Raw genomic sequence first — 10,801 nt, 5'->3', positions numbered from 1 at the left:
GCTGCTGCTGATCTACGGCGCGGCCGTGGCCCTGACCCGCAACAATCCCTATGGCGCCCTGCCGGCGCTGGGCGGGGTCGGAGCGGTGGTGTTCGTGGCTTGCGCGATGCGGTGGGGCGCGCGCGCCAGCGGCAATTCGATCCTGACCGAGATCGCCGACCGCACCTGGGACTTCCAGCGCCTCTCGGCCCTAAAGCCCTGGGCCATGACCTGGGGCAAGCTGTTCGGTGGATCGAGCCTGGCCTGGATATGCGCCCTGACCGGTCTGCTGATGATGATCGTCGCCGGGATGGCCAGTCGTGTGGAAGGACTGGCCACCACCGCCATCTTCATGCTGGCCCTGGCGGTTCTGCTGCAGGCCATTTCGCTCGGCGCGGCTCTCATCGGGGTTCGCAAGGCCCGCGCCGAAGGGCGCACCGCCCGCGCCAGCGGCGTGCTGGGCGGCCTGATCATCGGCGCGATCCTGCTGTCCTGGGTCGCCGGATCGGCTGGCTTCCAACGCGGCATGGGCACCGAGGGCTTTGGCGCGCTGTTCAGCGCCAACGGCTTTGTCGACTGGGGTGGACGGCTGTGGCCGGCCGCCGGCTTCCGCGCCGTGGCCCTGTCGCTGTTCGCCGCCTGGGCGGTGGTCGGCGCCTGGCGGCTGATGCGGCTGGAGCTGCAGATGCAGAACGCCCCGGTGGTCTGGCCCGCCTTCCTGATCTTCCTGGCGATCTTCGCCGGCGGTTTCATGCTGCGGACCCAAGGGCTGGCCGCCGGCCTGGCGGTCGGCTCCCTGGTCGTGGCGCTCAGCGCCTACGCGGCCGCCTTCGCCGAGCCCGCCGACCGGGTACGGATCCGGCAGTTCGTGCAGTTCACCGCCAAGGGCGACCTTGCCCGCGCCGCCCCGCTCACGCCCGCGCCCCTGGCGCCGCTGCTGATCGCCACCCTGCTGGTGCTCGCGGCCTTCGCCACCTCGTCTGGGTCGCTGATGGCTCCCGAACTTGGCCAAGCCGGCGCGCTGATCGCCTTCCTGTTGCGGGACCTCGGGGTCATCGCCCTGTGCCGGATGGGCGAGCGCCCGCAGCGCGGCGACTTCTCGGCGGTCGTAGCCCTGGGCCTGCTCTATGGCGTCGGCGGCGTCATCGGGTGGACGGTTGGCCAGGAGACCGGCGGCGCCATCTTCGCCCCGCTCGCCCATGCGCCGCTGATCAGCCTGGTGTCGGGATTGATCCAGGCCGCGGTGGTTTGGACGCTGGCTGCGGGCCGCCTCGGGCTCAACGCTCCTCCATCTGTTCCAACATCCGTTCCAGCGACGTAAGTTCGTCGGCCTCGCCCGCCGGCTTGTCCCAGCGGATGCGGCTAATCCGGGGGAAGCGCATGGCGACGCCGGATTTGTGCCGGGTGGAGCGTTGCAGGCCTTCGAACGCGACCTCGAACACTAGGCCGTGGTGGATGTCGGCGCGCACCGCGCGCACCGGCCCGTAGCGATCGACGGTGTTGTCGCGCACGAACTTGTCGATCTGCTTCAGTTCTTCGTCGGTGAAACCGAAATAGGCCTTGCCGACCGGCGTCAGGGCGCGAACCCCATCCTCGGCCTGCGTCCAGACCCCAAAGGTGTAGTCGGAATAAAAGCTCGAGCGTTTGCCGTGGCCGCGCTGGGCGTACATCAGCACCGCGTCGATCAGGAACGGATCGCGCTTCCACTTGAACCAGGGGCCCTTGGGTCGCCCGGCTTCATAGATCGAGTCCCAGCGCTTGAGCATCAGGCCCTCGGCCACCTGCGGGTCGCCCGGCGGCGGCGCGTGGCGCAGATCGGCTAGGTCCGTCCAGGTCTCGAAAGACTGCATCGGCGAGAGGTCGATCCGGCGGGTCTTCAGTCTGCCCACGAAGACCTCCAGTCGTTGTCGGCGGGCGGCGAAGGGCAGCACTCGGGTGTCCTCGCCGGCCTCGGACAACAGGTCATAGGCGCGGATCGCGGCCGGGAAGTTCATCAGCAGCTTGGCGTCGACGCTCTTGCGATTCAGCCGTTGCTGCAGGTCGGCGAAACTGGCCAGCACCCCGTCGCGCATCACTAGCAGCTCGCCGTCGATCGCCCCGTCAAACTCCAGCGCTTCCAGGACATCGGGAAAGGTCCGCGAAATGTCGTCGCCGTTGCGGGTGTAGAGCCGGCGCACCCCGGCCTCGTTCACCGCCTGGACCCGGATGCCGTCCCACTTCCATTCGGCGGCGTAGTCGGCCGGGTCGAGCTTGGCGAAATCGACCGCCTCGTCGATCGCCTGGGCCAGCATCACCGGGCGGAAGCGGCCTGGCGAATTGGCGGAGGGTCGATCCGAGCGGCCCTCCAACCAGGCGAACAGGTCCTCATAGGGCGGGTGCAGGGCGTGCCAGACCTCCTCGACCTCGGCGATCTCGACCCCGCCGAGGTCAGCGGCGGCCTGCTTGGCCAGCCGCGAGGAGACGCCGACCCGCAGGCCGCCGGTCATCAGCTTCAAGAGCGCCCAGCGGCCGGTGGTCTCCATCGCGTCCAGCCACCCCTCGATCAGGCGCTGGATCTCCGAGCGCGAGGCCCCGCGCAGGGCGCTCACCACCTCTGACAACTCCGGCTCGCGATTGGCGCCCGGCCGTGAAGGCCAGACGAGGGCGACGGTCTCAGCCAGGTCGCCGACGTAGTCGTAGGACCAGCGGAACAGGGTCGGGTCCATCCGCTCTTCCACCGCCTTGCGGATAAAAGCCGGCTTGGCCGCATTGAACGACAGGTCCCCGGTCAGGGCCGCGAGCGCCCAGCCCCGGTCGGGGTCCGGCGCCCCGGCCAGGTAGTCGCGCACCAAGGTCAGCTTGGCGTTTCGCGAACCGGTCAGCGACAGTCTATCCAGCAGCTCGGCGAAGGCGCGCATCAGTCCTCCGCCTCGTCGTCGTAGCCGACCAGGGCCAGGGCCCGGGCCTTGATCCCGTGTAGCTCGGCCCAGCGTGCCAAGGCCTCTTCGCGGCCGTGGGTGATCCAAAGCTCGCCGGGACGGATCTCGTCGACCGTGGCGGTCAGCTCGTCCCAGTCGGCATGGTCGGAGATGACCAGCGGCAACTCCACCCCTCGCTGGCGGGCCCGGGCGCGGATCTGCATCCACCCCGAAGCGAAGGCGGCGACCGGATCGGGAAACCGTCGCGACCAGCGATCGGCCAGGGCCGAGGGTGGAGCGATGATGATGGCCCCGGCGAAGTCCTGCTTGGTCCCGGAGGTGGCGGGCTCCAGCGGCCCGAGGTCGATCCCGTGCGCCTCATAGAGCCGGTTCAGCCGCTCCAGCGCACCGTGGACGTAGATCGGCCGCTCCCAGCCCGCCTCGCGCAGCAGCCGGATCACCCGTTGCGCCTTGCCGAGCGCATAGGCCCCGACGAGGTGCGAGCGGTCCGGGAACTGCGCCACCGAGCGCAGCAACCGGGCGATCTCGTGGCCGTCGTCGGGGTGGCGGAAGACCGGCAGGCCGAAGGTCGCCTCGGAGATAAAGACGTCGCAGGGCACGGGCTCGAAGGGCGGGCAGGTCGGGTCACGGCGGCGCTTGTAGTCACCCGACACCACCATGGTCAGACCCTTCCAGCGCACCACCGCTTGGGCTGACCCCAGCACGTGGCCGGCGGGGACCAAGCTCACCTCGACGCCATCGCGAACAATGCGCTCGCCATAGGCCAGGGCCTGGGTGCTCCCGGCGAAGTCCTGGCCGTAGCGCTCGGCCATGATGGCGAGGGTTTCGGGTGTCGCGATCACGCTCCCATGGCCGGCGCGGGCGTGGTCGGCGTGCCCGTGCGTGATCACCGCCCGCGTCACAGGTGACACCGGGTCGATGAAGAAGTCGCCCGGCGCGCAGTAGAGGCCCTGGGGCTTCGGACAAAGCAGGCTTTCGGGGCGGATCATGGCTTCCAACATGGGGTCGCTCGCGGCCCATGGAAGGTTACAGAGTATTCATATTGTGAAATCGGCGTCATGACCAAGACGTAACGAGTATTCGGGAGTGACGTTCCTTATACCTGCGACATCGGGACGCGGTCATCGCCCCCAGCCAAACCAAAGGAGCTTCCCATGTCCAATAATTTCGCTTTCAATGGCATCGCCAATCTCGTTCTCGCCGCCACGCCGCTGTTGGCCGTGATGCTCGCCGTCTACACCCAGGCTTTCGGCCAGATCTAAGGGCGGCGTCCGTTGACCCGCCGTCACGTTGACCGATAGGCGGAGGCGCCTCAAACAGCGGACATGACAATGTCCCCAGAGGCCCTTCGCGAGATTGCGCGGAACATGGTGGAAACCGTTCCGCAGGCCTCCGCCCTCGGCTTCAAACTGCTCTCCATCGAGCCTTCCAGAGGCTCCATCCTGACACCTTGGCGCGAAGACCTGGTCGGCGATCCCGACACCGGGGTCATCGCCGGCGGGGCGATCACAGCCCTCCTCGATCACGCCTGCGGCCTGGCGATCATCTCCACGGCCCGCGACGGTACGACCCCGTTCTCCACCGCGACACTGGACCTGCGCATTGACTACATGCGCGCCGCCACGCCCCGCGCGGACATCATCGCCGAGGCGCACTGCTACAAGCTGACCCGGACCATCGCCTTCGTGCGCGCCCACGCCTACGACGCCGATCCAGCCGATCCCATCGCCACGGCCCAGGCCGCCTTCGTCCTCAAGCGGGGTCCCGTCGCATGAGCGAAGCCGCCGAACGCCTCGAGATCTTCCTTGGCCGCGTGCCATATGTCCGCTTCCTCGGCATGAGGGCCGAATTGGCCGGTGACGAGATGACCGCCACCTTGCCATTCGCGCCGCACCTGGTGGGCAACACCATGATGCCGGCCCTGCATGGCGGCGTCCTGGGCGCGTTCATGGAGATGACCGCCCTGGCCCAGCTCTCGGTGATCTCGCCCGCGAGCCGCGTTCCCAAGACGATCGATATCGCCATCGAATACCTCCGCCCCGGAAAGGCCCAGATCACCTACGCCCGCGCCGACGTGCGCAAGGTCGGCCGCCAGATCGCCAACGTCCATGTGGAAGCCTGGCAGGAGGCGCGCAGCAAACCCGTCGCCTTCCTGCGCGGCCACTTCCTGCTGAGCGGCGCCTAGGCGGCCGCACGCCGGTCAGCGGCCTTGTGGCGCGCGGTGTGGACCGCGATGGCGAAGTCGACCACCGAAATGGCCGCCACCGCACCCAGCGCCGTCAGAGCCACGGCCCGCCGAGGATTGTCACGGCCCACCGCGCGGCTGAGCATCGCCACGTCCATGACGTCGCCTCCGGCCCGTAGCCAGAACCAGGGCGAGGGCCTGACCGGCGACAGCAGTCCCGCGCCCGCGGCGAGTTCACGAGCCCCGAACGCGCTCATCGCCTGCTCGTCCTCGATGCCGAGAAACCGCGCCACCCGGTTCGGGGCCGCGACCGCGAACAGGCCGATCCCGACCGAGCACAGGCCCAGAACCCGTTTGACCACCAGCAGATCCATCGACGCCTCCTCGCAAAGCTAAGGTGCAATGACGCCGGACGGCGGCTTGGGTTCCGTCAGGTCGCCTTTCCTCCCCTGCGCAGCGGGGGAGGGGGACCGCGCGGTACGCGTGGTGGAGGGGGCGAGACCGGGCTGTGAGCTTGAGGCCGCCCCCTCCAGCGCTTCGCGGTCCCCCTCCCCATCAACATGGGGGGAGGAAAAACGAGAGACCGGGCGCCTGCTAAGTTGCAGGCAGCGCCTTTCGCTCCGCCGCGATCTTGGCCAGCTCGGCCTCAGCGGCCTTCACGCCCGGAGCGTCGCCCTTGGCCTTGGCCTGCATGAGCTGGCCGGAGGCTTCCATCTCGCGCACCGGCAACAGGTGGGTGTCGTCGGCGCGCTTGAACGGCTTGGTCTGGATGCGCTCGAGCACCTTGCGCTGGCGCTCGGCCTCCGGGCCTTCGCCGGTTCCGTAGCTGAAGATGAAGGCGTCGATCTTGGCCTTCAGGGCCGGATCGAGATCCTTGCGGCGGACCATCGGATCCTCGGGGATCAAAGGCGAGGTCCAGATGACCTCGATATTATCCAAGGTCCTCTTCGATAGATCGGTGCCCAGCATGGCCATCCGCTCCATCGATGCGGTGTTGTTGGTCGCCGCGTCCAGCAGCCCCTGGCCCACCGCGAACAGGTTCGCCTCGTGATTGGTCGAGCGCACCGTGCGGAAACAGTCGTTGGGATCGACGCCGCGCGGGGCGAACAGATAGGTCATAGGGGCCAGGGTGCCGGAGGTCGACTTGGCGTCCCCCATGCCGAAGGTCAGGCTCTTGTCGCACTTCAGCAGCTTGTCGAGCGTGATCCCCGAACCCTTCTTGACGATCACCACGGCGTTGTAGCCGTCCGGCCCGTTGGGCTTCACGGTCCGCGCGAAGACCTCGCCACCCGCGCGGCGCACCGCCTCCAGCCCTGACTGGTTGGTGAACCAGCCGACATCGGTCTGCTTGAATCGCATCGCCTCGATCAGAGCCGTGTAGTTGGTGCCGAAGAACGGCTTCACCGGGATGCCCAGGGCCTTTTCCATATCGGCCAGGAACGGACCCCAGTCGTCCATCTGGGTCTGGCGGCCCTCGGTCGACATGATCGAGAAATTGACGGCGGCGGGTTCGGCCGGGGGCGGCGCGCTCGCCTTGCCGCAGGCGCACAGCGCCAAGATCGAAGACAGGGCGGCGGCCAGGCCAAGGCGTCGCGTGATCATCAGAATATCCCCCAGAGCGGTTCGGACCGGGTTTTCCTCCGGTTCCGTGACAGCCCGACGACGAAGATGAGCGCAAAAGTCTGCTTGAGGCGAGGGGCTTAGGGCGGTACGGCCGCAGCATGTCTCAGAACACGCTCCAGAACCCGTCCCTGCGAGGCCTCTCTCATCAGGCCCGTGAAGCTAAAAGCTGGCCCTTCGAACAGGCCCGTCTGCTGCTGGACCGCGTGCTCAAACTTCGCCTCTCGGACGCCGAGCGTGACCTGGCCGCGACCTTGTTCGCCCAGGGCAAGTTCGCCGAGGCGGTCGCCACCCTCCCGGCTTTGAACAAGGCCGTGGTGTTCCAATGCGGGTTCGGCGCCTCGGGCCTGCCGCACATGGGCACCTTTGGCGAGGCCGCGCGCCCGACCATGGTGCGCAACGCCTTCCGCGCCCTGACCGAGGACGCCATCCCGACCAAGCTCATCGTCTTCTCCGACGACATGGACGGCCTGCGGAAGATCCCGGACAACGTCCCCAACCGCGAGATGCTGGAAGAAGACCGCGACAAGCCGGTCAGCAAGGTCCGCGATCCCTTCGGCGAGTACGAAAGCTTCGCTCACCACAACAATGCGCGGCTGCGCGCCTTCCTCGACGGCTTCGGTTTCGACTACGACTTCATGTCGTCGACCGAGTGCTACACCTCGGGCCGGTTCGACGAGGTGCTGCTGCGCGTCCTGACCCGCTTCGACGCCATGCAGGCGGTGATGCTGCCGACGCTCGGCGACGAGCGCCGCGCCACCTATTCACCGTTCCTGCCGATCAGCCCCAAGACCGGCCGCGTGCTTCAGGTCCCGACCCTGGAGCGCAATGTCGAGAAGGGCACCATCGTCTTCACCGACGAAGACGGAACCCTGACCGAGGTCCCGGTGACCGGCGGCCATGTGAAGCTGCAATGGCGTCCCGACTGGGCGGCCCGCTGGACCGCGCTGGAGGTCGACTTCGAAGCTTCCGGCAAGGACCTGGTCGATAGCGTCCGGGTGTCGAACAAGCTGGCCAAGGTGCTGGGCGGGACCCCGCCCGAAGCCTTCCACTTCGAACTGTTTATGGACGAGAACAACCAGAAGATCTCCAAGTCCAAGGGCAACGGCCTGACCATGGAGGAGTGGCTGCGCTACGGCGCGCCCGAGAGTCTCGCCTACTACATGTACCAGTCGCCGAAATCGGCCAAGCGGCTCTATTTCGACGTCATTCCGAAGGCCACGGACGAGTACCTCCAACAACTCGACGCCTACAACCGTGCGCGGGCTGAAGGCGCCAACGGCCCGGCCATCGACAACCCGGCCTGGCACGTCCATCGCGGCGCGCCGCCGGAGCGCGGGTCGCCGGTGTCGTTCTCGCTGCTGCTGAACTTGGTCTCGGCGGCCGACGCCTCGACCAAGGACATCCTCTGGGGCTTCATCAGCCGCTACATCCCCGGTGCGACCCCCGAAACCGAGCCGACCCTGGACCGCCTGACCGGCTATGCGATCAACTACTACGAGGACTTCGTGAAGCCCTCGAAGAAGTTCCGCGCGCCAGACGACAAGGAGCGCGCGGCGATGACCGCTCTGGTGGCCCGCTTCAAGGCCCTGCCGGCCGACGCTGACGCCGAGACCATCCAGAACAACGTCTTCGAGGTCGGCAAGGACGCCGGATTCGAACCGCTGCGCGGCTGGTTCCAGGCGCTTTACGAAGTGCTGCTCGGCCAAAGCCAGGGCCCGCGCTTCGGCTCCTTCGCCGCCATCTTCGGCCTGGAACGCACGATCAGCCTAATCGAACGCGCCCTGGCCGGCGAACTGACGGCGTAACAACCGCGCCCAGAGGATGACGAACGGAAGGGAGGCGGCTAAGCCTCCCCGATGTTCGACCTGCCCGCCCCGCTTCGCCTCGCCGCCGACCGCCTGATGCAGGGGGTGTCGCGGCGCGACATGGCTGAGCGCGCCTCGGCGATCTCGGCGCGCTATCGGGCTGGCGGAACCTCGGCCGGGGTGGTGGGCTCGGAGGCCGACGCCACCGCCTATGTCCTGACCCGGCTGCCGGCCACCTACGCCGCCTGCGCCCGCGCCTTCGCCGAGGCCGCCGAGCGCGCGCCGCACTTCAATCCCGCCAGCCTGCTGGACGCCGGCGCGGGACCGGGCGGAGCCGGTTGGGCGGCGTTGGAAACCTGGCCCGCCGTGCGACAGGCGACCCTGCTGGACTCCAACCGCGCCTTCCTGGACATGGCCGCGATCCTGGCCGTCGAGGGACCTGGCCCGCTGCGCGAGGCCGAACGCCGCAAGGGCGACCTGACCGCGCCCGCCGACTGGCCCCAGGCCGACCTGGTGGTCGCCAGCTACGCCCTGGCCGAGATCGCCCCGGCCAAGCAGGCCGCGACCGTGACCGGGCTGTGGGCCGCGACCGACGGCCTGCTGGTCATCGTCGAGCCCGGCACCCCGGCTGGCTACGCCCGCATCCTGGCGGCGCGTGAGACCCTGATCGCCGCGGGAAGCGCCATCCTCGCGCCCTGTCCGCACAGTCAGGCCTGCCCGCTGGTCGCGCCCGACTGGTGCCACTTTAGCCAACGGCTGGCGCGATCGCGCGACCATCGCCTGGCCAAGGGCGGCGAGGTTCCATTCGAGGACGAGAAGTTCAGCTACCTGGTCGCCGCCCGGCCCAGCGTCGAGGTCCTGACGCCAACCGCCCGCGTGCTGGCCCCGCCGCGCATGGCCAAGCCCGGCATCGACCTGAAACTCTGCACGGTTGATGGCCGGGCCGAGGTGAGCTTCGTCCCGCGTCGCGACAAGCCCGCCTATGCTGTCGCCCGCCGCCTCGACTGGGGCGACGCCCTGCCGTCGGACTAAATTCGAACGGCCGTTTAAATTTGCTGGCCGAACCCAGTTTCCCGAGCGACAACTGCCATCCTGGCCCACCCGTATTCAGGGCCGCACGATTTCAAAATCACAGGGAAGCCATATGCCCAAGAGCCGTGAAATCCATCTCGTCGCCCGTCCTGGCGGCATGCCGACCCAAGATCAGTTCGCCCTGGTGGAGACGAACGTTCCCGACGCCGCCGACGGCGAAGTGTTGGTCGAAAATCTCTATATGTCGGTCGATCCGGCCATGCGTCCGCGCCTGACCGCCGGCCAGGAGCTGAACGTCGCCATGATGGGCGGCGCCCTGGGCCGCGTCGTCCAATCCAAGAACCCGGACTTCGCGGTCGGCGACTTGGTCTCCAACCGCCTGGGCTTCCGCGAGTTCTTCACCTCGGACGGCAAGGGCCTGACCAAGCTGAAGGCCGACCCCGACCTGTCGCTGACCACCCACATGCACGCGCTCGGCATGACAGGCTTCACCGCCTATGGCGGCCTGCTGCACATCGGCGCCCTGAAGGAAGGCGAGCAAGTGTTCGTCTCGACCGCCGCCGGCGCCGTCGGTTCGGTCGCCGCCCAGATCGCCAAGATCAAGGGCTGCTACGTGGTCGGCTCCACCGGCGCGGCCGACAAGGCCGCCTGGCTGAAGGACGAGGTCGGGCTGGACGCAGTGATCAACTACAAGGAAACCCCGATCCGCAAGGCGCTGGAAGACGCCACGCCCAAGGGTATCGACGTCTATTTCGACAATGTCGGCGGCGACCATCTCGAAGCGGCCCTGCGCCGGATCAACACGCTCGGCCGGATCCCGGTCTGCGGCTTCATCTCCGGCTACAATTCGGGTCACTCCAGCGTCTCGAACCTGTCGAACATCATCTATTCGCGGGTGATGCTGCGCGGCTTCGTCGGCACCGACTTCATGCACCTCTACGCCGACTTCCAGCGCGACATGGCCGGCTGGCTGAAGGACGGAAAGGTTAAGTACCAGGAGACCATCCTGGACGGGATCGCCAACGCCCCGAGCGCCCTCATCGGCCTGCTTGAAGGCAAGAACTCCGGCAAGATGCTGGTCAAACTGGCTCAATAGCAGCCGCTCATCCCGGCGAAAGCCGGGACCCAAGCGGCCCTACCGCTCTCAACGCTGAAGTCCAGCTTAGGCCCCGGCTTTCGCCGGGGTGAGCGGTGGGGGATGATGACAATCCCGTAAGCTTTCTTCAGGCAGGCCGAGTGCTAGGGTCGGCGCCTACCAC

At 67.9% G+C, this 10,801-nt stretch carries 10 protein-coding genes; 6 read left to right on the top strand and 4 right to left on the bottom strand.

The window, feature by feature from the left end:
- A partial coding sequence (locus Q7T84_RS09260) for a hypothetical protein (RefSeq protein ID WP_304808031.1) occupies window positions 1–1,300 on the top strand: 1,300 nt, incomplete at its 5' end.
- Here the strand turns inward: Q7T84_RS09260 and Q7T84_RS09255 are convergent.
- Window positions 1,257–2,876, bottom strand: a complete 1,620-nt coding sequence (locus Q7T84_RS09255) for a cisplatin damage response ATP-dependent DNA ligase (RefSeq protein WP_304808029.1) — start codon at window positions 2,874–2,876, stop codon at window positions 1,257–1,259. The two genes, Q7T84_RS09260 and Q7T84_RS09255, sit on opposite strands and share 44 nt — an antisense overlap.
- Complete coding sequence (locus Q7T84_RS09250; RefSeq protein WP_304808026.1) at window positions 2,876–3,898, bottom strand: ligase-associated DNA damage response exonuclease; 1,023 nt, start codon at window positions 3,896–3,898, stop codon at window positions 2,876–2,878. Before Q7T84_RS09250 ends, Q7T84_RS09255 begins: the two co-directional genes overlap by 1 nt.
- A gap of 330 nt (window positions 3,899–4,228) precedes the next feature.
- Between Q7T84_RS09250 and Q7T84_RS09245 the strand changes: the two genes are divergently transcribed.
- Together Q7T84_RS09245 and Q7T84_RS09240 are read left to right on the top strand one after the other, a co-directional pair.
- Window positions 4,229–4,672, top strand: coding sequence for a PaaI family thioesterase (locus tag Q7T84_RS09245; protein ID WP_304808024.1), 444 nt, complete (start codon window positions 4,229–4,231; stop codon window positions 4,670–4,672).
- Entirely contained in the window at window positions 4,669–5,082 is a 414-nt protein-coding gene (locus tag Q7T84_RS09240) for a PaaI family thioesterase (RefSeq protein WP_304808022.1), read from the top strand. Before Q7T84_RS09245 ends, Q7T84_RS09240 begins: the two co-directional genes overlap by 4 nt.
- On the opposite strand, the gene Q7T84_RS09235 is transcribed toward Q7T84_RS09240, so the two are convergent.
- The gene (locus Q7T84_RS09235; RefSeq protein ID WP_304808020.1) at window positions 5,079–5,456 is read right to left on the bottom strand and encodes a hypothetical protein; all 378 of its coding nucleotides are present in this window, start codon (window positions 5,454–5,456) and stop codon (window positions 5,079–5,081) included. The genes Q7T84_RS09240 and Q7T84_RS09235 overlap by 4 nt on opposite strands.
- A gap of 220 nt (window positions 5,457–5,676) precedes the next feature.
- Complete coding sequence (phnD, locus tag Q7T84_RS09230) at window positions 5,677–6,684, bottom strand: phosphate/phosphite/phosphonate ABC transporter substrate-binding protein (protein ID WP_304808018.1); 1,008 nt, start codon at window positions 6,682–6,684, stop codon at window positions 5,677–5,679.
- Window positions 6,685–6,803: 119 nt separating this feature from the next.
- Between phnD and Q7T84_RS09225 the strand changes: the two genes are divergently transcribed.
- From Q7T84_RS09225 to Q7T84_RS09215, 3 genes are all read left to right on the top strand, one after another.
- Window positions 6,804–8,510 carry a lysine--tRNA ligase gene (locus tag Q7T84_RS09225; RefSeq protein WP_304808012.1) on the top strand — a complete coding sequence of 569 codons (1,707 nt, stop codon included), beginning with the start codon at window positions 6,804–6,806 and terminating at the stop codon, window positions 8,508–8,510.
- A 51-nt stretch (window positions 8,511–8,561) separates the two neighbouring features.
- Entirely contained in the window at window positions 8,562–9,542 is a 981-nt protein-coding gene (locus Q7T84_RS09220; protein ID WP_304808010.1) for a small ribosomal subunit Rsm22 family protein, read from the top strand.
- Between the two features lie 112 nt (window positions 9,543–9,654).
- Window positions 9,655–10,638 carry an NADP-dependent oxidoreductase gene (locus Q7T84_RS09215; RefSeq protein WP_304808008.1) on the top strand — a complete coding sequence of 328 codons (984 nt, stop codon included), beginning with the start codon at window positions 9,655–9,657 and terminating at the stop codon, window positions 10,636–10,638.
- Window positions 10,639–10,801: the final 163 nt, after the last annotated feature.

Origin of the sequence: Phenylobacterium sp. (assembly GCF_030654915.1) — a bacterium.
Classification (GTDB): domain Bacteria; phylum Pseudomonadota; class Alphaproteobacteria; order Caulobacterales; family Caulobacteraceae; genus Phenylobacterium.
The sequence above is the reverse complement of the archived record's forward strand: the minus strand, read 5'-3'. Positions and strand labels throughout refer to the sequence as shown.

Coding starts and splice junctions, on each gene's coding strand:
- Q7T84_RS09235 (WP_304808020.1), bottom strand. CDS start 5,456: ATGGATCTGCTGGTGGTCAAACGGGTTCTGGGCCTGTGCTCGGTCGGG.
- Q7T84_RS09220 (WP_304808010.1), top strand. CDS start 8,562: ATGTTCGACCTGCCCGCCCCGCTTCGCCTCGCCGCCGACCGCCTGATG.
- Q7T84_RS09240 (WP_304808022.1), top strand. CDS start 4,669: ATGAGCGAAGCCGCCGAACGCCTCGAGATCTTCCTTGGCCGCGTGCCA.
- Q7T84_RS09245 (WP_304808024.1), top strand. CDS start 4,229: ATGTCCCCAGAGGCCCTTCGCGAGATTGCGCGGAACATGGTGGAAACC.
- phnD (WP_304808018.1), bottom strand. CDS start 6,684: ATGATCACGCGACGCCTTGGCCTGGCCGCCGCCCTGTCTTCGATCTTG.
- Q7T84_RS09255 (WP_304808029.1), bottom strand. CDS start 2,876: ATGCGCGCCTTCGCCGAGCTGCTGGATAGACTGTCGCTGACCGGTTCG.
- Q7T84_RS09250 (WP_304808026.1), bottom strand. CDS start 3,898: ATGTTGGAAGCCATGATCCGCCCCGAAAGCCTGCTTTGTCCGAAGCCC.
- Q7T84_RS09225 (WP_304808012.1), top strand. CDS start 6,804: ATGTCTCAGAACACGCTCCAGAACCCGTCCCTGCGAGGCCTCTCTCAT.
- Q7T84_RS09215 (WP_304808008.1), top strand. CDS start 9,655: ATGCCCAAGAGCCGTGAAATCCATCTCGTCGCCCGTCCTGGCGGCATG.